We start from the raw sequence: 20,532 nt of genomic DNA, 5'->3' as shown, positions 1-20,532 counted from the left end.
GGTGCTCTTCATTTCGCCTTCACCACCACGGCGGTGATGTTGTCAGGGGCGCCACGGGTCAGCCCCAGGTGTACCAGGCTGCGGACCACCTGATAGGGGTCGGCGTGGCCGAGCACGTCGGCGATCTCGTGGTCTTCGGCGGTCTTGTTCAAGCCGTCGCTGCACAACAGGTAGGTATCGCCCGGCTGTACCTGCACATCCACCGCCTGGAGTTCGAGCTGGTCCTCGACGCCGATGGCGCGGGTGACGATGTTGCCGCGCGGGTGCACGCGGGCTTCGGCCTCGTTGAGCAGGCCGCTGTCCTGCAGTTCCTGGACATAGCTGTGGTCATGCGACAGGCGCTCGATGCGGCCATCGCGCAGCCGATACAGGCGGCTGTCACCGGCCCACAGGCCTACCGCCCGGTCGCCGCGGGCGGCCAGGATCACCACCGTGCTGCCCATCATCGCCACGCCCCGACGCAAGGTCTCCTCGCGTACGGCGCTGTTGACCTGGGCCAAGGTGTGGCGCAAGGCCTGGGTGAAATCCTCCAACCCATCGATGAGCGGCAACTGGCGCAGGCTGTCCACGGCCAGGCTGCTCACATAGTCGCCGGCGGCATGCCCACCCATGCCGTCGGCAACGGCCCACAGGCCGTCCCAGGTCAGCTCCAGGCAGGCGTCTTCGTTGATCTTGCGGACCATGCCTACATGGCTGTAGCTGGCCGCGCTGTAGTGCACGCAGCTCATGCTGGTCTCGCCTCGCTGCCCAGCAGGAACGCGGCGAACTGCTCGCTGCGCGGCAGGCCCTGGCTACGCAGCAGGCCAGGTGCGATCCGCTCGCTGCCCAGGCCCCACCACAGGCTCATGCCTTCGCAGGCACATTCGGCCAGGGCCAGCGCCCTGCCCTGCGGCGTGCTGCCGTCCAGCCGCTGCAACCCGCCCACGGCTACACGTGGCCCCTGCAGCAGCGGCCGGGGTTGGTCGAAAGGCTGCAAGGCTGCCTCGAAATGCTCGAAAGCCGCATCCGCTTCAAGCGTGCCCAGCAACGCCGCCTCGACACCTTCGAACCACTCATCGGCCCCACCAACGATGCCTGCGATCGCCACCCCGGGCTCCAGCACCTGCGCCACGCTCAGCGGAAAATACCGCCCCACCCGGTCGATGCTCGGCATCAGCACGCCGACCACCGCGTCCGGGCCACACACCCCAGGCGCCAGGGCAAAGCGCCACAACGGGCTGACCAGGTAGGCCTGCAGCCAGGCCTCGCCAAGCGCCTGCTGGCTGGCCTGGATACCGGCGGCCAGCCACTGGTCCCAGGGCTGGATGAAGGTCTGTGGCAAGCCACGGCTGACGAAGTCGCCGCGGCAGGCCAGTTTTCCGTAGAAACCCACGTCGTTCACAGATGCTCCGGCAGGCTGAAACCGCTGACCACTCGGCTGCGGAACGGGTTGAAGGCGCTGCTGGCACGCAGCTCGTACGACACGCTGGCGCCATCCACGCGCAAACGCAGGTTGAAACGCTCCGGCGAGCTGCCAGCCACCAGGTCGCCCTGGTCGAGCAGGCGGAACCACGCCCATGGGCCCTCCACGGTCAGCCCTGAACGGCCGCTGGCCGATGGCGGCGCGATCGACAGGCGAACCACGCCGATGCTGTTCGGGTTGGGCCACTGCAACGCCACCGGGCGGCTCGGGCCGTGGTCGTAGCTGACTTGCTGGCCGTCGAGATCGAGCAGGAACTGGGTGATGCTCGCGTCCATCGCCACCGGCTTGAGCTCGAAACGCACGCTTGGCTGCAGGCCGTTACCGCTGCGGAAGAACGCATCGCGGATGGTCGCCGCGCGCTGGAAGGTGTACAGCACATTGCCGCTGATCCCGAGCTTTTGCGCAGCGCCCGGCTGCCAGCTCCAGGGCGTGCTGGAAGTATTGACGTAGGGCTGCAGGTACTTGCGGAAGTAGTTGTCCATCACCCCACCGACCCCGAAGAACTGGCCGAAGTCTTCCAGGGTGGCGTCGCGCGAACTGCCGGCCACCAGCGGGTAGCGGCCGCTGAGCGACTGGCGGTAGACATTCAGCACTTCGCTGGCCCAGGCGGCATTGAGCTGGTTGCGCACCCCGCCCATGACGATGCCATGGGTCGAGCCGAGTACCGAACTGACCAGGTTCTGCACCACCCTGGGCTGGCGCGCCGCGCCCAGGGCTACCCGTTGCGCCGCAGCCTGGGCCTGGTTCTTGGCCTCGCCGAGCAAGGCGTCGCCGCTTGCACCGACCATGGCGCTGACCTGCACGTAGAGCGCATTGAGGTCGGTGAGCAAGCCGTCGATGGCGGCGGGCTGGCCTTCACCGCTGCCGACCAGCGTGGCCAGCTCGGCGAAGTGCGCGGTTACCGGGTCCTGCGTGCGGGCTGCGGGGCTGTCGACGGGCAGCGGCGCGTCGCCGAGCAGCCCGCCAAGGCGCTGGCGCAGCTGGTCGACACCGGCCTGCTCGGCCCTGTCCTGGACCTTGTCGAGCGTGGTCGGCTGCGCCAGGTTGGTTTCACGGGCCACCGCCTGCAGCAGCTGCTTCATCGGCGAGGTCGGCCCGGACAGCACCCGCAGCACGTCGGCGGCTTGGCCAACGCTGGTGACAGGCACGACGTCCAGGTCGTCGAGCAGGGCATCCCAGTGACGGATGTAATCCTGGTAGTAGAGTTGCTGCACATCGTCGGCCAGGCGTTTGGCATCGCCCGCTTCGCCCGGCGCGCGGCCCAGTACCCAGCGTTCCTCGGCCAGCGTGGTGCTTTGCGCCAGGCTTGCGGCGAGAAATGCCTGGCGGTAGCCCTGCACGGTGAACAGCCCCGGCAGTGGCTCGCTCAGCGGCTTGCCGCTCTTGAAGCGAAACACCAGAGCGGCATCACGCCCGGCAGCGTCGCTGACGCGGAAGTCTTCGACCCCGCGTGGCAGCTTCTGGCGCTTGACCCGGTCGTAAACACGCTGGGCCACCGGCAACTGCTGCAGCTGGCGACGGGTGTCGTCGATCAGGCGCTGGTCCAGGCGTGCGTTCGGCGGACGTTTCTCGAACAGCGCCGCCAGGTGCTGCCCCAGGGCTTGACGCAGGTCGGGCGCAAGGTCGCGGGGTAACTGACGCTCCCAGTCGAGGGTGATCCAGGCCTTGATGAAGTCTGGGTCGTAGTGCTCGGCATCGGCCAGCATCAGGTAGGCCTTGAGCCCTTCGTAGAGGTAATCGGATGGCCCCCCGGCATACAGCTGTTCCTCGATGCGGGTGACCAGGCGCGGGGCGAAAATGGCGATCAGCAGCTTGCGGTACAGGCTCTGCGATTCGCTTTCGAGCATGTCGCCCTGGTACAGGCCCAGGCCCTCGGCCCAATTAGGAGGGTCGTCGGCCAGGTGGCGGACGGCGTTCAGCAGCGGCAGCACGTCGACCACGTTGCGCTGCGCAGGGCTCAGGCCTTGCACGCTTTTGCCCAGTGGCTGAAGGCGGCTGTCGACTTCGGCGATGTATTGCTGGTTGGCCCGATAACTGAGGGCCCACAAGGTCCCGACCAGCAGCACCAAGGCCACGCTCAGGGCCAGCGCACCACGGGCGATCCACCGGCGCCGCCGCTCCACCTTGGGGTTGCTGCCAACCAGGCCGCGCTCGGCGAAGGCCACGGCAGTGAACAACCGCTCGATGAAATAGCTGCGCCCGCTACCGCTCTGGCGTGCCAGGTGCGCCCGGTCCAGGCCCATGCTCTGGGCCATGCTGCCGATCAGCCGGTCGATGGGGCTGCCTTCCTGGGTGCCGCTGGTGAAGTACACACCACGCAGCAACGCCCGTGCCTCGAAGGCATTGGGCTTGAAGATGCCGTCGAGGAAGGTTTTAAGGTTGCCACGCAGGGCGGCGAACTGTTGCACGAAGCCGTAGATCAGGTCGCGCCGGGCCGGGTCGCGCTCCTGTTGCAGGCGCTCGACCAGGCGCTCGCCGAGCCGCCGTTCGAGCAATGCGAACTCGTTGTCGAACTGCGCCAACGGGCCGTCAGCGCCCTGCTCCAAGGTATCCAGCGGGAAGGTCATGCCCCACACCTGGGCGCGTTCGTCCTTGCCCAGGTTGTCGAAGAACTCCATGAAGCCCGGCACCAGGTCGAGCTTGGTCAGCATCAGGTACACCGGGAAGCGCACGCCCAGCTGGCTGTACAGTTCCTGGATGCGCGCACGGATCGCCACGGCGTGGGCGGCGCGCTCGGCGTCGCTGCCCAGCAGCAGGTCGGACAGGCTGATGGCGATGAATGCACCGTCGATGGGGCGGCGCGAGCGCTGGGTTTTGAGCAGGTCGAGAAAGCCCAGCCAGGCCGCCTTGTCGACCTGGGCGTGGCTGTCCTGGGTGGTGTAGCGGCCGGCAGTGTCGAGCAGTACCGCCTGGTCGGTGAACCACCAGTCGCAGTTGCGCGTGCCGCCCACACCGCGGATGGCGCCCTCGCCCAGTTGCGCGGCCAGCGGGAAGTGCAGGCCGGAGTTGACCAGCGCGGTGGTCTTGCCAGAGCCGGGCGGGCCGATGATCACGTACCACGGCAGCTCGTAAAGATTGCGACGCTCGTCACCGCCCAGGCGGGCCTTCTTCAACAGGGCCAGGGCCTCGTCCATGCGCTGGCGCAGCGCCGCCAGCTCTTCGGTGGTGGCCACGCTGGCAGGGTCCGGGGCGGTTTCTGCGGCCAGGCTCTGCATGACCTTGGCCGCCTGCCGGCGCGCCTGCACGATGCGCCAGGCGCGGTAGCCGCCCCACAGGGCGAACAGCAGGACGATCAGCAGCCAGCGTGGCGTGGGCGACGCCAGCATTTCCAGCAACGGCCCGACGAACCAGATGATCAGGCTCAGGGCGATCAGGCCCAGCAGCGGGATCACCCAGCGAATGACAAAACTGAAAAACGCCTTCACTCGACGCCCTCCGCCAGAACGGTAATTTCAACCCGGCGATTCTTCGCCCGGCCCTGCGCGGTGTCGTTCGACGCCAGTGGTTCGGTGTCGCTCAGCCCTTGGGCGCTGAAGCGCTCGGGTTGCCCGGTGCGCGCGGCGAGGATGCCCTTGACCTCTTCGGCGCGCGCTTGCGACAACGCCCAGTTGGACGGGAAGCGCAACGTCGCGATGCGCTGGTTGTCGCTGTGCCCGGTGACCCGGACATTGCCCTTGACCTTGGCCACTGCCTCGGCGATGCGCAGCATCAGCGGCTGGAAATCGCCCTTGATGCTGGCGCTGGCGCTGGCGAACAGCTCGTCACCGCGAATGGTCACCACCGAGCGGTCGACCGCGTCTTCGACGGAAACCCGGCCGGCCTTGATGTCATCGGCGAGGAACCCGGCCAGGCGCGGGCGCTCCACGGGCTTGGGCTGCAGCACCGGGCGGTCCATGGCTTGCACCGGGATTTCGCCCAGCGCGTGGATACCCCGGAACACCGGCTCGGCATCGGCGGCCAGCTTCAGGCGCAGGCCGAACAACAGCAGCAACAGCAATGCCGCGGCCACCGCCAGGCCCACCCATGGCGGCACGAACTGGGCCAGGCGGTCACGGCTGACAGCCACCCCACGCCAGTGTGGCGAGAGTTCGCGCTCACGCTCGCCACGGGCACTGCGAATTGCCGCAGCGGTACGCTCGCGCAGCGCTTCGAGCTGGGCGCGGCCATCGTTCATGACCCGGTAGCGGCCCTCGAAGCCGAGGCTGGTGCACAGGTACAACAGCTCCAGCAGGTTGAGGCGTTCGCGCGGGCTCTGCAGGCAATGCTCCATCAGCTGGAACACCTTCTCACCGCCCCAGGCCTCGTTGTGCACCGTGATCAGCAAGCTCTGGCGGCTCCAGTCGCTGGCACTGCCCCACGGCGTGCTGAGCACTGCTTCGTCCAGCGCGGTGCACAGCGCATAGCGCGCCAGCAGCACCTCGTTGCGCACCACACCGGCGGCTTCGGCACGGGTCTCGAACTGGCGCAGATAGGCCAGCAACTGCGCCCGCAGGCTGGCCGGCGCCGAATGAGCGATGGTGTTGCGCAGGCGGGTAAGCAAGGCCAGCAACGGCCCGGCCGCCTGCTCGAGCGGGTTGACACCCACGCCCTGGCCAGGCGCCAGGGGCTCGGCCGGTACCTGCAACGGCGGCGGCTGCGGCGCTGGCGCGGCGGGTTGCGGGGCAGCACGGCCACCGGGGCGCGGCATGAACTGGGTACGGTCGTTGGCCTGCGGATCTTCCGGGTGCATCGCGGGTTATCCTCGAATGGCCCAGAAGGCCAGGCTCAGGCCGGGGAACTCGCCGGCGACGTAGAAGGCAAAGCCACCGGAGTGTTGCAACTGCTTCCAGTGCTCGCTGCCCCGGTCGAGCTCGAAGTAGGTGGAGCCGGCATGGAACGGGATCTGCCGGGGCGCCACCGGCAACGGCAGCAGGCCGATGCCCGGCAGTTGCAGGTTGACCAGGTCGCGGATGTGCTCCACCGAGCCGATCTTGCTCTGTTGGCCAAAGCGGCTACGCAGCGTCTCGCTGGGCACATCGGCACGCACCACCAGGACGAAACTGGCGCTGTCGAGCAGGCTGCGGTCGGCAAGCATGCCAACGTGGATGCCGTAGGCCTTCTCGACGATGGGAATGGCCACCGCCTTGCTGTCGATCAGCGTCGACAAGGCCTCGCGCAAGGCGGCCATCACTGGCGCGAAGGTCGCCGCCAGGTCGTCGTGCTGATAGACCGGGAAGCTGTGCGGGCGGCGGCCATCGCGGGTGAAGGTGGCGAACTCGCCAGCCAGGGCCACCAGTTCGCTGTACAGCCGCTCGGGGTGCAGCGGGCTCAGCTGGTTGAGGTGTTCGACCAGCGGCTGGGCGCGGTTGACCAGTTGCAGCAGCATGAAGTCGGCAATCTCCGACGCCCCGCCATTGGCCGAGGCGACCACCCTGCCCGCCAGCGCTTCGCCACGTTGGTGCAGCAGGCCCAGCAGCTCGCCGCAAAAGCCGGACAGTTGCTGGCTGGCCGCCACGTCGAGTACCGGCGGGATGTAGCTGTCATCCATCACCAGCGCGCGGTCGGCGCGCTTTTCGCGGATGCGCAGCATGCCGAGGGCGGCGTAGTCGCTCAGGCCGTCCTCGCTGCGCAGCAGGCGCAGGGCGCGGCTGCCGAGGGCCAGCGGGGCACGGTTTTCGAACGGCGCGTTGTCGTCGCGCACCTCGCTGACACGGCTGACATAGCGGGCGCCAGCGACGGCTTCGCCCTCGTCGACGGTGTCGCGGGCCCCCGCCCGCTTGAGTGGCAGCCCCAGGTGGACAACGCCATCGCGCAGATCGTCGGGTACTTCCAGCGGCGCAGGTGGCAGGTCGTCGCGGGGGATGTCGAACGGCGTGCCGTCGGGCAGCAAGCCGCGAGCGCTGAGAATCGCCACCTTGCCCTGGGCAAGCAGGCCCTGGTCGAGCAGCAGCTCGGAGAAACCCCACGCGGCCACGCTCAGCGGCCGGTTGCGGGCGTCGACCAGGTGTTCGAGGTAGCGATCATGCTGTTGGAAATGCTGGGTCGTGATGAACATGCCTTCCGACCACACCACGCGATTGTTCCAGGACATGGGGACTCCGATTGCCTAGCGGGCAGGTTCAGGTTGTGGGGTGGCCACGGCGCTGCGCACGGCACGCACATCGAGGCTGATCTGATAGTCCCGCGGCGGCACCGGCAGCACGCTGCGCCACTGGGCCTGGTCGATCTCGCGGTAACCGACCACCAGGCCGATGTGGCGAGTGGCAGGGTCGAGCGGACGTTCCAGGCGCAACTGGCCGCCGGGCTGCAACAGCACTTCGTCCTGGTCGATCAGGTCGGCGCCGAGCGTGGCCTGGGCGCGCTCGGCCAGGGCGAAGTAGTCGGCGCGGGCAAATGCGGCGCTGTTCTTCAGCTCGTACAGGCGCACCCGTACCGGCGCAGGCGTGCCGCCAGGGCCCGGGTTCAGCCCCTCGGCGGCACTGAAATACAGGGTCACGGCTGCGCTGTCCGGTGCACTGTCGGCAGCGGGGGCAACCGGCATGTCCTTGCTGCAGGCAGCCAGCAGCACCAGGCTCAGGGCTGCGACCAGTCGTATTGCTTTCATCCTTGTCCTCTTGACGTACCGTGGTCTTCCTGGGTGCGCTCAACTACGTTGCAAACGGCTGCTATGGGCCTCGTAGGCGCGGCTGAATTCGCGGCCGAACAGTTCCTGGAAATCGTCTTCGGCTTCACGGGAGATCTGCCCGTAAAGCTCGGTGAACTGCTGCCAGCAATGGGCCTGGCGCGAGCCACCGAACAACTTGGCCAGCCCCGCCGCAGGTGCCAGGCGCTGCTCCAGGCGCGCCGGCTGGAAACACGCGAGCAGGTGCTTGATTGCGGCCTGCACGCCCGCCATCACCGCCAGCTGGTGGGCGCGCACATCATCGAAGCTTTCGCGCACGGCCTGGTCCGGCGCCATGAACGCCTGGTTACCGTGACGCAGCAACAGCAGCAACGCCTCGTCGGCATTGGGGGCGAACTTCAGCGGGTTGTTCTGCACCGGGGCGATGGTGGTCTGCTGCATGCGGAACTCGCCCTTCAGGCTGCTGCGTGCACGCAACACGTCGATCAGGCCCTCCACCATCAAGCGGTAGCTTTGGCCGATGGCCTCCATTTGCGCGGCGGCGTCGGCGGCGTCGATGCGCAGGTGCTCGATACCGGCGCCGCGCAGGAACGCCTGCAGCAACGCATCGCTGCTTGCAGCTGGCGCAGGTGCGGCGACTGGTGCGCCTGCAGCAGGCTGTACAGGCGCTGCCGGAACGGCTGGCGCAGGCGGCGCAGTCGGGGTCGGGGCCGGGGCCGGGGCCGGGGCCGAGCCGAACAGGTTCCAGTCTTCCGGGATCATCCCCGGCGCAGCCGGTTCGGCGGCCGGGGCAGGCGCCACCACCGGGGTTGGCGGGCGGAAGTCGTGCTGCTGAGCCGGCACATGGTCGGGCTGGCTGACCGGCGGCACGCTCGAGGGGCCGAGGAAGTCGAACAGGTCAGGCAGCGTGTCGTGGTTCGACGCACCTTGCAGGAACGCAGCCGGCGCACCGGAAATCGGGGGAGCGGGAACGACCGGGGCCGCCACCTGGTTGGCCATCAGCGCCTCGAAACTGTGTACCTGGGGTTCGCCCTCCAGGGCGCCAGGCAGGTTCGCGTCGATGCGCGCCTGTATCTCGTATTCCCCAATACGGATAACTTCGCCATCCAGCAACTGCTCACTGTTACCGCGACGCAAGCGAATACCGGCACGAACTAATTCCACACCGTTCGTACTGTCATCGGTCAAAAAATATCGCCCTTCCTTGAACTGGATCACACAATGCCGGGCCGATACCAACCGCTCGGGGTCAGGAAGTACCCAGTCATTTTCCGCCGCACGGCCAAGCGTGATGGCACCGGTTTCCAGTCGCATCTCCGGGCATTGCCCGGGAGTAATCTTGTGGTAACTAGTGATAGTTAGGCAAAGTGCCATCACGCCTCCATGCATCCATTTAAAACATCGATCCATCCATTTGAGTTGTTTTCCCACAACCACTCAAATACAGCTGTACCCCTTGATTCACGGGGGCTTCGTGCAAACAACCGACCGTACGACGGCTATTCAACGCTAATGCCGAGGCTAACCGAATGGAATCGGACGAGTGGTGCTCGGTAACTGCCAACGAATTCACAGCTGGCACTCGGGGGCGCGTAGCTTACCTTGACACTCGCGAATAAATAAACCATAAATGCGCAACTTCGAAGTGCCAAAATAATATCACCATGATATCACCCCGGCACTCTTTGGAAAGTTTGTGCGCCAGTTCACACTTGCAACTTCGCACAACAACACGCCCTCACCAAGGGCCGATATGGAGATCGAATTCTGGTGAACGCATCGCCGCTGCTCGCCGCTGTTTCCGCTGACTTTCCCTGCGGCGATGACCTCGAATATGACGCCGAGTTTCTGCAACTGGAGCGTGACGCCCAGGGCCGCCCCGAGCGCGTCATGGGCGACGCCGTCCAGCCTGCCGAGCCACCACAGTGGCGCGATATCGAGCAGGCAAGCACGACCTTGCTGCAACGCAGCAAGGACCTGCGCATCACCCATTTCCTGCTTCAGGCCAACCTGGCCCTGCACGGCCTCCCAGGGCTTGCCGCCAGCCTGGAACTGATCCGCGATCTGCTCGGCGAGTACTGGCTGCACCTGCACCCACAACTGGACGCCGCCGACGACAACGACCCTACGGTACGGGTCAACGCCCTGGCCGGCCTGGCCTGCGACACCAACATCGCGCTGCTGCGTGACGCCGTGCTGGTGCGCTCCCGTGCCTTTGGCCCGGTCACCCTGCGCGCGGCACTGCACGCCGCAGGCGTGCAGCATTTCGCCAGCGAACAGCTCAGCGCCGAGGAACTGGCCGCCGCCCTGCGTGACGCCGACCCCGACCAGCTGCAGCAATGCCAAGAGGCGCTGCGGCTGGCCCGCGAGGCGGTGGACGCCATCGAGAGCCGGGTCAACGACCAGGTCGGGTCGGCCAGCGGTATCGATTTGTCAGCCTTGCGCCAGCCGCTGCGCCAGGTGCAGCAGGTACTGGCTGACTACTGCCCGGACGGGGCGGGCCCAGCCCCGCAAGCCGATGACACGCCGGCTGCCGAGCGCGATGACGAGCGGCAGGCAACCGCCAGTGCCGCCCCGGGCACACGGCCGGCTGCCCGCCCTGGTGAAGTCAACAGCCGCGAAGACGTGCAGCAGAGCCTTGACCGCCTGCTGCAGTACTACGCCCGCCACGAACCATCAAGCCCGCTGCCGGTACTGCTGCACCGGGCGAAGAAGCTGGTCCATGCCGATTTCGCAACCATTGTGCGCGACCTGATCCCCGATGGCTGGTCGCAATTCGAGAACCTGCGCGGCCCCGAGGACAACTGACGTCCTCGGCCCGCATCAACACCGACGCCCGCAACGAACAGCGCCGCCGTACCGGCGACCAGGAGGAACAACGTGGCGAAAGACAGCTCCCAGAAATTCATCGCGCGCAACCGTGCGCCGCGGGTGCAGATCGAATATGACGTCGAGCTCTACGGCGCCGAAAAGAAAGTCCAATTGCCGTTCGTCATGGGCGTGCTGTCGGACCTTGCCGGCAAGCCAGCCGAGCCGCTGCCAGCGGTGGCCGAGCGCAAGTTCCTGGAAATCGACGTCGACAACTTCGACTCGCGCCTGAAGGCGATGAAGCCACGCGTGGCCTTCAACGTGCCCAACGAACTGACCGGCGAAGGCAACCTGAGCCTGGACATCACCTTCGAGAGCATGGACGACTTCAGCCCGGCCGCCGTGGCGCGCAAGGTCGACGCCCTCAACCAGCTGCTCGAGGCCCGCACCCAATTGGCCAACCTGCTGACCTACATGGACGGCAAGACCGGTGCCGAGGACATCATCCTCAAGGCCATCAAGGACCCGGCCCTGCTGCAAGCCCTGGCCAGCGCACCGAAACCCGTCGACAACGAGCCCAAGGCCTGAGGAGACAGCCCATGAACGATCCATTGCGCGACGCCCAGGCCCAGCCGGGAGCTGCCACCCAGGACCCGAGCGAGTTCGCCGCCCTGCTGCTGCAGGAGTTCAAGCCCAAGACCGAACGTGCCAAGGAAGCGGTCGAAAGCGCCGTGCGTACCTTGGCCGAGCAGGCCCTGGCGCAGACCAGCCTGGTGTCCAACGATGCCATTGGCTCGATCGAGCAGATCATTGCCGCCATCGACGCCAAGCTGACCGCACAGGTCAACCAGATCATCCATCACAACGACTTCCAGCAGCTGGAAAGCGCCTGGCGTGGCCTGCACTACCTGGTCAACAACACCGAGAGCGACGAGCAGCTGAAGATCCGCGTGCTCAACGTCTCGAAGACCGAGCTGCACAAGACCTTGAAGAAATTCAAGGGCACTGCCTGGGACCAGAGCCCGGTGTTCAAGAAGCTGTACGAGGAAGAGTACGGCCAGTTCGGCGGCGAACCTTATGGCTGCCTGGTCGGCGACTACTACTTCGACCAGTCGCCACCCGACGTCGAGCTGCTGGGCGAAATGTCGAAGGTCTGCGCCTCGATGCACGCGCCTTTCATTGCCGCCGCCTCGCCGACCGTGATGGGCATGGGCTCCTGGCAGGAGCTGAGCAACCCGCGCGACCTGACCAAGATCTTTACCACCCCGGAATACGCTGGCTGGCGCTCGCTGCGTGAGTCCGAAGACTCGCGCTACATCGGCCTGACCATGCCGCGCTTCCTGGCGCGTCTGCCTTATGGCGCCAAGACCGACCCGGTCGAGGCATTTGCCTTCGAAGAAGACACCGACGGCGCCGACAGCAGCAAGTACACCTGGGCCAACGCCGCCTATGCCATGGCCGTGAACATCAACCGCTCGTTCAAGTACTACGGCTGGTGCTCGCGCATTCGTGGCGTGGAGTCGGGTGGCGAAGTGCAGGGCCTGCCGGCGCACACCTTCCCCACCGACGACGGTGGCGTGGACATGAAGTGCCCGACCGAAATCGCCATTTCCGACCGCCGCGAAGCGGAGCTGGCCAAGAACGGGTTCATGCCGCTGTTGCACAAGAAGAACACCGATTTCGCTGCCTTCATTGGTGCCCAGTCGCTGCAGAAGCCGGCCGAATACGACGACCCGGACGCCACCGCCAACGCCAACCTGGCCGCGCGCCTGCCGTACCTGTTCGCCACCTGCCGCTTCGCTCACTACCTCAAGTGCATCGTTCGCGACAAGATCGGCTCGTTCAAGGAGAAGGACGAGATGCAGCGCTGGCTGCAGGACTGGATCCTCAACTACGTCGACGGCGACCCGGCGCACTCCACCGAGACCACCAAGGCCCAGCACCCGCTGGCAGCAGCCGAGGTTGTGGTCGAGGACGTCGAAGGCAACCCGGGTTACTACAACTCGCGCTTCTACCTGCGCCCGCACTACCAGCTCGAAGGGCTGACCGTGTCGCTGCGCCTGGTATCGAAGCTGCCTTCGGCCAAAGGGGCCTGACAGCCCCGGGGGCTGCCTGACAGCCCCAACTGCACCCAACCGCCAACCTGACACGTAATACCGAGGACACCATGGCTGTAGATATTTTCATCAAGATCGGCGACATCAAGGGCGAGTCCCACGACAAGGCCCACAAGGACGAAATCGACGTGCTCAACTGGAGCTGGGGCATGTCCCAGTCCGGCAACATGCACATGGGCAGCGGCGGCGGCTCGGGCAAGGTCAACATCCAGGACCTGTCGATCACCAAGTACATCGACAAGGCCAGCCCCAACCTGATGGCCCACTGCTCCAGCGGCAAGCACATCGACAAGGTCAAGCTGACCGTGCGCAAGGCCGGGGGCGAGAGCCAGGTCGAGTACCTGATCATCAACCTTGAAGAAGTCATCATCAGCTCGCTGAGCACTGGTGGCTCGGGCAGCGACGACCGCCTGACCGAGCACGTGACCCTGAACTTCGCCAAGGTCACCGTCGACTATCAGCCGCAGAAAGCCGACGGCACCAAGGAAGGCGGCCCGATCAAGTACGGCTGGAACATCCGCTCCAACGTCAAGATCTGACCGACCGCGCCCGCGCCGCCTTGGCTGGCGCGGGCGCCTTCCCCCACCTCACCCGCTCACGGTGAACCTCATGGCCAAGCCTTCTTTCATCAACCTCTGGAATGCCTACCCGACCGACTCCTCGCCTTGCGACGGCGGCTGGGACAACCAGTGCGCCATCCGCATGAGTATCGCGCTCAACGGCGAGCACACCATCAAGGTGAACGCCGGTACCTACAGCGAACCACGTTGTGCCCATGGCCATGCCCGGGGTGCCGAATCGCTGGCCAACTGGCTGTGGAAGCACCATCTCGGCGCCCCGCTGCAACTGAGCGGCAGCGCAAGCGACCGCCTCAAGCTCGGCGAAAAGCGCGGCATCATCTTCTTCAAGGACTGCTTCGCCCGTGCCGGGCAGGCATTCGAAAACCGTACTGGCGATCACATCGATTTGTGGGATAGAGGCCGGGTCACGGGCTATTTCGCCGACCAGGCCCATCGTTCCAAGGCCGTCTGGTTCTGGGAGCTGAAATGAAACGTGCACCCAAAGCCATGCCGGCCCTGCTGGTCGCGTTCGCCCTGAATGCCTGTGCACAGCCCCCCGCTCCGTCGTCGAACGCGGCGCCTGAGGTCAGCCTTGCCGGGAAAAAGCTCGTGCTGGTGAACCACGAAGGCCGCTGCGCGCTGCGCAAGGCCGATGCCTCGCTGTTGCAGCTGGAGATGCCCTGGCCTTGCCAGCTCAGCCCGGAGCGAGATGGCGGCAAGCCTCGCGTGGAGCAGTTCAATGGCGCGCAGATCATCATTGTCAGCCATGTGCAGCCAGACCCGTCACAACCCGGCCGTTGCGAAAGCCAGTACCAGGCTGTTCGCCAGCTGGGCGAGCGCCTGGAGCCTTCCATCCTGGCACGTGGCGCCAGCTGCTCGAACGGCCCTGTAGACCAGAAAAACTTCGTGGGGCTGTTCGAGTGGTAGCCGAAATCGCCGCCCGCGACCGCCTGCAGCCCTCGCTGCTGGACCGCCTGACCGACGACGACCCGGGCAACCCGCAGGAAGCGCCGGACAAGCGCGTGCTCAGCCTGCACCAGCTCAAGGCCTCGGTACTGCGCGACCTCGCCTGGTTGCTCAACACCACTTCGCTGCTCGACAGCGCCGCGACCCTGGGCACCCCGGCCGGGGCTTCGGTGATCAACTACGGCCTGCCGGCCCTGGCCGGCAACAGCGCCTCGAACATCGACCTGGCCGCCCTGGAGCGCATCATCCACAAGGCCATCGCCACCTACGAGCCACGCATCCTCGCCCATACCCTGAAGGTGCGTGCCCAGGCCGCACCCGGCGAGATGAATGCCAACGCCCTGAGTTTCGAAATCGAAGGTGACCTGTGGGCCCAGCCGGCGGCCTTGCCGTTGCTGCTGCAGACCGAGGTGGACCTTGAGTCTGGCCATGTGCGCGTGGCCCCTGCCGAACGCCGGAGGCGTGCATGAACCCGCGCCTGCTCGAGCTGTACAACCAGGAGCTGCAGCACATCCGCGAAAGTGCGGCGGAGTTCGCCCGGGAATACCCGAAAATCGCCGGGCGCCTGACGCTGTCCGGGATCGAGTGTGCCGACCCCTATGTCGAGCGCCTGCTCGAAGGCTTCGCCTACCTCACCGCGCGGGTGCAACTGAAGCTGGATGCCGAGTACCCGACCTTCACCCATAACCTGCTGGAGATCGCCTACCCGCACTACCTGGCGCCGACCCCGTCGATGACCGTGGTGCAACTGCAGACCGACCCCGACGAGGGTTCACTGGCCGCCGGGTTCCGCCTGCCGCGTGACAGCGTGCTGCGCGCCAACCTGGGGCGCAACTCGCAAACCCCGTGCGAGTTCCGCAGCACCCAGGACGTCACCCTCTGGCCCTTGCAGGTAGCCCGCGCCGAGTACTTCGGCAACCCTGGCGCGGTGCTCGGGCGCCTGGCCAGCAGCGTGCCGCAAGCCCGCGCCGGCCTGCGCCTGACCCTGCGCAGCGGCGCCGAGGTGCCGTTCGCCAGCTTGCCGCTCAGCCATCTGCCGCTGTACCTCAACGGCGCCGACGAAACCCCGTTCCGCCTCTACGAGCAACTGCTGGGCAGCGCCTGTGCGGTGTTCGTGCGCCAACCCGGCGCTGATTGGGTGGAACGTATTCCGGTCGAACAGGCCCTGCGCCCGTGTGGCTTCGATGACCGTGAAGCGGCGTTGCCGGTGGTGCCCCAGGCCTTCCAGGGCTACCGCCTGCTGCAGGAGTACTTCGCCCTGCCGCAGCGCTTCCTGTTCGTCGATTTTGCCGGGCTGGAGCAGGCCGTACAGCGCTGCACCGGCCAAACGCTGGAAGTGCTGGTATTGTTCGAACGCTTCGACCAGAGCCTGGAGAGCAGCGTCGGCGCGAGCCAGTTCGTGCCGTTCTGCACCCCGGCGATCAACCTGTTCCCGCGCCGTGTCGACCGCCTGCACCTTTCCGATCGAGTGCATGAGCACCACGTGATCGCCGACCGCACCCGGCCCACCGATTTCGAGATCCATTCCCTGCAGCGGGTCACCGGCCACGGCACCGGGCCGGATCAGGAATTCCTGCCGTTCTACGCGGTGCGCGACCCGTCGCGCTACGGCCGCGACCAGGCCTACTACATCGTGCGCCGGGAGCCGCGGGTGCTGTCCAGCGACCAGCGACGCAATGGCACCCGCTCCAGCTACATGGGCAGCGAAACGTTCATCAGCCTGGTCGACGGCCAGCAGGCACCCTACCGTCACGACCTGCGCCAGCTGGGTATCAGCGCCCTGTGCAGCAACCGCGACCTGCCACTGTTCATGAGTGTTGGCGACGGGCGCAGCGACTTCAGCCTGGCCGACAGCGCACCGGTTGCCGGCGTGCGCTGCCTGGCCGGCCCGAGCCGGCCCAAGGCCAGCCATGCCCACGACAACCGCGCCTGGCGCCTGATCAGCCAGCTGTCGCTGAACTACCTTTCGCTGGCCGAGCACGGCCAGGGCGCCGCCGCCCTGCGCGAACTGCTGCGCCTGTATGGCGACCCGCAGGACAGCGCCCTGAACCTGCAGATCGACGGCCTGCGCGACGTCAGCAGCAAGCCCTGCACCCGACGCCTGCCGATGCCCGGGCCGATCGTTTTCGGGCGTGGCCTGGAGATCACCCTGACCTTCGACGAAAACGCCTTCCGCGGGACCGGCGTGTTCCTGCTCGGCGCGGTGTTCGAGCGTTTCCTGACCCGCTACGTGTCGATCAACAGCTTCACCGAAACGGTACTGCGCACCAGCGAACGCGGCGAGATCATGCGCTGGTCGGCCAAACCGGGGCGCAGGCCGACCTTATGAACACCTTGCAGGCCATGCAGGACGAGCCCTGGGCGTACGACTTCTTCCAGGCGCTGCGCCGCCTCGAAGCGCAATACCCCGAGCTGCCACGCTTCGGTCATTCCCTGCGCCTGGCCGACGAGCCTGTGCGCCTGGGCCAGCGCCTGGACTGCGGGTTCGCCCCATCGACCCTGGCCTCGGTCAGCGCCGACGGCAACCAGCCGGCGCGCCTGGAGCAGTTTTTCTTCGGCCTCGGAGGCCCCAACGGGCCGCTGCCACTGCACCTGACCGAATACATGCGCGAGCGCCAGCGCAACCATGCCGATTCGACCAGCAAGGCGTTCCTCGACGTCTTCCATCACCGCCTGCTGAGCCTGTTCTACCGTGCCTGGGCCGAAGCCCGACCGACCGTCAGCCACGATCGCCCGGGTGATGACTACTGGGCCGCGCGCCTGGCGGCGCTCAGTGGCCGTGGCCAACCCGAACTGCAAGGCCAGGGCGCGCTGGCCGACACCGCCAAACTGCACTGGTCCGGCCACCTGAGCGCGCAAACGCGCTACCCGGACGGCCTGTGCAGCATCCTCAGCGGGTATTTCGGCGTGCCTGTGACACTGGAAGAGTACGTCGGCCAGTGGCTTGAGCTGCCCGAACGCAGCCAGCTCGGCGTGCGCGCCAACCGCCTGGGCGTGGACCTGTGCCTGGGCCGCTACGCCTGGGACCGCCAGCACAAGTTCCGGCTGTGCCTCGGCCCGCTCAGCCTCGACCAGTACCACGCCCTGCTGCCTGGCGGACAGGCCTTCGTCGAACTGGCGGCATGGGTCGCCGAATACCTGGGCCAGGAACTGGACTGGGACCTCAACCTGATCCTCGCGCAGGACCAGGTGCCTGCGCTGCAACTCAATGCCGGCCAACGCCTGGGCTTCGATACCTGGCTCGGCCGCCCTCCGCACGATGCACGCGACCTGAAGCTGGCCCGGTACTACGCCGACCAGCCGGCCGCCGCCCACCATACAAGGAACCAGGACCATGGGTGAAATCAGCCGCGCCGCGCTGTTCGGCAAACTCAACAGCGTCGCCTACAAGGCCATCGAGGCCGCAACGGTGTTCTGCAAGCTGCGGGGCAACCCCTATGTCGAACTGGTGCACTGGCTGCACCAGTTGCTGCAACTGCAGGACAGCGACCTGCACCGTATCGTGCGCCAGTTCGATATCGAGCCGGCGCGCCTGGCCCGCGACCTGACCGATGCGCTGGACCGGCTGCCACGCGGTTCGACCTCGATCACCGACCTTTCCTCGCAGGTGGAAGAAGCCGTCGAGCGCGGCTGGGTATACGGCAGCCTGATGTTCGGCGAGAGCCAGGTGCGCAGCGGCTACCTGCTGGTCGGCATCCTCAAGACACCTGGCCTGCGCCATGCCCTGCTGGGGCTGTCGAACGAGTTCGCCAAGCTGAAGATCGAGGCGTTGAGCGAACGCTTCGACGAGTACGTGGGAGACTCACCGGAAAACCACCTGGCCGCCACCGACGGCTTCAGCGCTGGGCAGCCTGGCGAGGCCAGCGGCGCCGTCGCGCCTGCGGCGATGGGCAAGCAGGAGGCGCTCAAGCGCTTTACCGTCGACCTTACCGAACAGGCCCGAAGCGGCAAGCTCGACCCTATCGTCGGCCGTGACGAAGAAATCCGTCAGCTGGTCGATATCCTCATGCGACGCCGGCAAAACAACCCGATCCTTACCGGTGAAGCCGGTGTCGGCAAGACCGCCGTGGTCGAAGGGTTCGCCTTGCGCATCGTCGCTGGCGACGTGCCGCCGGCGCTCAAGGACGTCGAACTGCGCAGCCTGGACGTCGGCCTGCTGCAGGCCGGCGCCAGCATGAAAGGCGAGTTCGAACAGCGCCTGCGCCAGGTGATCGAGGATGTGCAGGCCTCGCCCAAACCGATCATCCTGTTCATCGATGAAGCCCATACCCTGGTCGGTGCCGGTGGCGCCGCCGGCACCGGCGATGCCGCCAACCTGCTCAAGCCGGCACTGGCCCGTGGCAGCCTGCGCACGGTGGCGGCTACCACCTGGGCCGAGTACAAGAAGCACATCGAGAAGGACCCGGCCCTGACCCGCCGCTTCCAGGTGGTGCAGGTGGACGAGCCGAGCGAAGCCAAGGCGCTGCTGATGATGCGTGGGGTGGCATCGACCATGGAGCAGCACCACCAGGTGCAGATCCTCGACGAAGCACTCGAAGCCGCGGTCAAGCTGTCGCACCGCTACATCCCGGCGCGCCAGCTGCCGGACAAGTCAGTGAGCCTGCTCGATACCGCCTGCGCGCGCGTGGCCATCAGCCTGCACGCGGTGCCGGCCGAGGTCGACGACAGCCGCCGGCGTATCGAGGCGCTGGAGGTCGAGCAGGCGATCATCGCCCGTGAAGCCGCCATCGGTGTGCCTACCGGGCAGCGCCAGGCCCAGGCCGACACCCTGCTGGCCGAAGAGCGCCAACGCCTGGCCACGCTGGAAAGCCGCTGGGCCGAAGAAAAGGCCCTGGTCGACCAATTGCTGGCCACCCGCGCCCAGCTGCGCGACCAGGCCGGGGTGGTCGACCAGGACGCGCAGGTGCCAGGCAACCCTGAACTGCGCGAAACGCTGGCCGACCTGCAACGGCGCCTGAGCGCCCTGCAAGGCGAGAGCCCGTTGATCCTGCCGACCGTGGATTACCAGGCAGTCGCCTCGGTGGTGGCCGACTGGACCGGGATTCCGGTGGGACGCATGGCGCGCAACGAGATCGAGACCGTGCTCAACCTCGACAGCCTGCTGGCCAGGCGCATCATTGGCCAGGACCACGCGCTTGAAATGATCGCCAAGCGCATCCAGACCTCCCGCGCCGGCCTCGACAACCCGAACAAGCCGATTGGCGTGTTCATGCTCGCCGGTACCTCTGGCGTGGGCAAGACCGAGACCGCACTGGCCCTGGCCGAGGCGCTGTACGGCGGTGAACAGAACCTGATCACCATCAACATGAGCGAGTTCCAGGAGGCCCATACCGTCTCGACCCTCAAGGGCGCCCCGCCTGGCTACGTCGGCTACGGCGAAGGCGGTGTGCTGACCGAGGCCGTGCGCCGCCGGCCGTACAGCGTGGTGCTGTTGGACGAGGTGGAAAAAGCCCACCCGGACGTGCACGAGATCTTCTTCCAGGTGTTCGACAAGGGCGTGATGGAGGACGGCGAAGGCCGCCAGATCGATTTCCGCAACACGCTGATTCTGCTCACCACCAACGCCGGTACCGAGCTCATTGCGCGCACTTGCAGCGACCCACAGGCCCTGCCCGACCCGGACGCGGTGGCCAGCCAGCTGCGCAAGCCGCTGCTGGAAATCTTCCCGCCGGCGCTGCTCGGCCGCCTGGTGACCATCCCCTACTACCCGCTCAGCGACGCCATGCTCAAGGCCATCACCCGCCTGCAACTGGAGCGCATCCGCAAGCGCGTCGAAGGCACGCACAAGGTCGGCTTCGCCTACGACGAAGGGGTGGTGGAGCTGATCGTCTCGCGCTGTACCGAAACCGAAAGCGGTGGCCGCATGATCGACGCCATCCTCACCAACGGCCTGCTGCCGGACATGAGCCGCGAGTTCCTCACCCGCATGCTCGAAGGCAAGCCGCTGGCCAGCGTGCGCATCAGCCGCCGCGACAACGACTTGCACTATGACTTCGGCGCAGCCGACTGACAGGACGA

Annotated in this window: 17 protein-coding genes; 10 read left to right on the top strand and 7 right to left on the bottom strand. The window is 66.7% G+C overall.

The genetic code is table 11. From position 1 onward, the window contains the following. Positions 1–8: 8 nt before the first annotated feature. The 7 genes from RYH74_RS23710 to tagH are packed head-to-tail and all read right to left on the bottom strand — an operon-like array spanning position 9 to position 9,437. Positions 9–728 carry a PP2C family protein-serine/threonine phosphatase gene (locus RYH74_RS23710; RefSeq protein WP_317410311.1) on the bottom strand — a complete coding sequence of 240 codons (720 nt, stop codon included), beginning with the start codon at positions 726–728 and terminating at the stop codon, positions 9–11. After that, a complete protein-coding gene (gene tagF / locus RYH74_RS23705; RefSeq protein WP_075046092.1) occupies positions 725–1,381 on the bottom strand; it encodes a type VI secretion system-associated protein TagF in 657 nt (218 codons plus the stop codon). The genes RYH74_RS23710 and tagF overlap by 4 nt, the downstream gene beginning before the upstream one ends. Beyond that, a complete protein-coding gene (gene tssM / locus RYH74_RS23700; protein ID WP_317410308.1) occupies positions 1,378–4,887 on the bottom strand; it encodes a type VI secretion system membrane subunit TssM in 3,510 nt (1,169 codons plus the stop codon). The genes tagF and tssM overlap by 4 nt, the downstream gene beginning before the upstream one ends. Continuing rightward, a complete protein-coding gene (locus tag RYH74_RS23695) occupies positions 4,884–6,191 on the bottom strand; it encodes a DotU family type VI secretion system protein (protein ID WP_085619145.1) in 1,308 nt (435 codons plus the stop codon). The genes tssM and RYH74_RS23695 overlap by 4 nt, the downstream gene beginning before the upstream one ends. A 6-nt stretch (positions 6,192–6,197) precedes the next feature. Beyond that, positions 6,198–7,532, bottom strand: a complete 1,335-nt coding sequence (tssK, locus tag RYH74_RS23690) for a type VI secretion system baseplate subunit TssK (protein ID WP_317410306.1) — start codon at positions 7,530–7,532, stop codon at positions 6,198–6,200. A 15-nt stretch (positions 7,533–7,547) separates the two neighbouring features. After that, the gene (gene tssJ / locus RYH74_RS23685; protein WP_317410304.1) at positions 7,548–8,045 is read right to left on the bottom strand and encodes a type VI secretion system lipoprotein TssJ; all 498 of its coding nucleotides are present in this window, start codon (positions 8,043–8,045) and stop codon (positions 7,548–7,550) included. 39 nt (positions 8,046–8,084) lie between these two features. After that, positions 8,085–9,437: a type VI secretion system-associated FHA domain protein TagH gene (tagH, locus tag RYH74_RS23680; RefSeq protein WP_317410302.1), complete on the bottom strand. Its 1,353-nt coding sequence runs from the start codon at positions 9,435–9,437 to the stop codon at positions 8,085–8,087. 396 nt (positions 9,438–9,833) lie between these two features. Between tagH and tssA the strand changes: the two genes are divergently transcribed. The 10 genes from tssA to tssH all read left to right on the top strand — a co-directional run bounded on the left by tssA (position 9,834) and on the right by tssH (position 20,524). Continuing rightward, complete coding sequence (gene tssA, locus RYH74_RS23675; protein WP_075046096.1) at positions 9,834–10,871, top strand: type VI secretion system protein TssA; 1,038 nt, start codon at positions 9,834–9,836, stop codon at positions 10,869–10,871. Between the two features lie 72 nt (positions 10,872–10,943). After that, positions 10,944–11,459, top strand: a complete 516-nt coding sequence (gene tssB, locus RYH74_RS23670) for a type VI secretion system contractile sheath small subunit (protein ID WP_025340314.1) — start codon at positions 10,944–10,946, stop codon at positions 11,457–11,459. A gap of 11 nt (positions 11,460–11,470) precedes the next feature. Then, positions 11,471–12,967 (top strand): type VI secretion system contractile sheath large subunit, encoded by a 1,497-nt coding sequence (tssC, locus tag RYH74_RS23665; RefSeq protein ID WP_085706379.1) that lies wholly within the window; start codon positions 11,471–11,473, stop codon positions 12,965–12,967. A gap of 71 nt (positions 12,968–13,038) precedes the next feature. Next, positions 13,039–13,527: an Hcp family type VI secretion system effector gene (locus tag RYH74_RS23660; protein WP_025340316.1), complete on the top strand. Its 489-nt coding sequence runs from the start codon at positions 13,039–13,041 to the stop codon at positions 13,525–13,527. A 70-nt stretch (positions 13,528–13,597) separates the two neighbouring features. Then, the gene (locus tag RYH74_RS23655; protein WP_025340317.1) at positions 13,598–14,038 is read left to right on the top strand and encodes a type VI secretion system amidase effector protein Tae4; all 441 of its coding nucleotides are present in this window, start codon (positions 13,598–13,600) and stop codon (positions 14,036–14,038) included. Continuing rightward, positions 14,035–14,475: a hypothetical protein gene (locus RYH74_RS23650; protein ID WP_075046098.1), complete on the top strand. Its 441-nt coding sequence runs from the start codon at positions 14,035–14,037 to the stop codon at positions 14,473–14,475. Before RYH74_RS23655 ends, RYH74_RS23650 begins: the two co-directional genes overlap by 4 nt. Next, a complete protein-coding gene (gene tssE, locus RYH74_RS23645; protein ID WP_317410300.1) occupies positions 14,469–14,984 on the top strand; it encodes a type VI secretion system baseplate subunit TssE in 516 nt (171 codons plus the stop codon). Before RYH74_RS23650 ends, tssE begins: the two co-directional genes overlap by 7 nt. Next, positions 14,981–16,843: a type VI secretion system baseplate subunit TssF gene (gene tssF, locus RYH74_RS23640; protein ID WP_025340320.1), complete on the top strand. Its 1,863-nt coding sequence runs from the start codon at positions 14,981–14,983 to the stop codon at positions 16,841–16,843. Before tssE ends, tssF begins: the two co-directional genes overlap by 4 nt. Then, complete coding sequence (gene tssG / locus RYH74_RS23635; RefSeq protein ID WP_046616250.1) at positions 16,840–17,856, top strand: type VI secretion system baseplate subunit TssG; 1,017 nt, start codon at positions 16,840–16,842, stop codon at positions 17,854–17,856. Before tssF ends, tssG begins: the two co-directional genes overlap by 4 nt. Further along, positions 17,849–20,524, top strand: a complete 2,676-nt coding sequence (gene tssH / locus RYH74_RS23630) for a type VI secretion system ATPase TssH (protein WP_317410298.1) — start codon at positions 17,849–17,851, stop codon at positions 20,522–20,524. Before tssG ends, tssH begins: the two co-directional genes overlap by 8 nt. Positions 20,525–20,532: the final 8 nt, after the last annotated feature.

This window comes from Pseudomonas sp. LSJ-87, assembly GCF_032971465.1.
Lineage (GTDB): Bacteria > Pseudomonadota > Gammaproteobacteria > Pseudomonadales > Pseudomonadaceae > Aquipseudomonas > Aquipseudomonas putida_Z.
The sequence above is the reverse complement of the archived record's forward strand: the minus strand, read 5'-3'. Positions and strand labels throughout refer to the sequence as shown.

Excerpts from the sequence above, each read along its gene's own strand:
- RYH74_RS23710 (WP_317410311.1), bottom strand. The coding sequence starts at position 728 with ATGAGCTGCGTGCACTACAGCGCGGCCAGCTACAGCCATGTAGGCATG.
- RYH74_RS23695 (WP_085619145.1), bottom strand. The coding sequence starts at position 6,191 with ATGCACCCGGAAGATCCGCAGGCCAACGACCGTACCCAGTTCATGCCG.
- tssK (WP_317410306.1), bottom strand. The coding sequence starts at position 7,532 with ATGTCCTGGAACAATCGCGTGGTGTGGTCGGAAGGCATGTTCATCACG.
- tssJ (WP_317410304.1), bottom strand. The coding sequence starts at position 8,045 with ATGAAAGCAATACGACTGGTCGCAGCCCTGAGCCTGGTGCTGCTGGCT.
- tagH (WP_317410302.1), bottom strand. The coding sequence starts at position 9,437 with ATGGCACTTTGCCTAACTATCACTAGTTACCACAAGATTACTCCCGGG.
- tssC (WP_085706379.1), top strand. The coding sequence starts at position 11,471 with ATGAACGATCCATTGCGCGACGCCCAGGCCCAGCCGGGAGCTGCCACC.
- RYH74_RS23660 (WP_025340316.1), top strand. The coding sequence starts at position 13,039 with ATGGCTGTAGATATTTTCATCAAGATCGGCGACATCAAGGGCGAGTCC.
- RYH74_RS23655 (WP_025340317.1), top strand. The coding sequence starts at position 13,598 with ATGGCCAAGCCTTCTTTCATCAACCTCTGGAATGCCTACCCGACCGAC.
- RYH74_RS23650 (WP_075046098.1), top strand. The coding sequence starts at position 14,035 with ATGAAACGTGCACCCAAAGCCATGCCGGCCCTGCTGGTCGCGTTCGCC.
- tssF (WP_025340320.1), top strand. The coding sequence starts at position 14,981 with ATGAACCCGCGCCTGCTCGAGCTGTACAACCAGGAGCTGCAGCACATC.
- tssG (WP_046616250.1), top strand. The coding sequence starts at position 16,840 with ATGAACACCTTGCAGGCCATGCAGGACGAGCCCTGGGCGTACGACTTC.
- tssH (WP_317410298.1), top strand. The coding sequence starts at position 17,849 with ATGGGTGAAATCAGCCGCGCCGCGCTGTTCGGCAAACTCAACAGCGTC.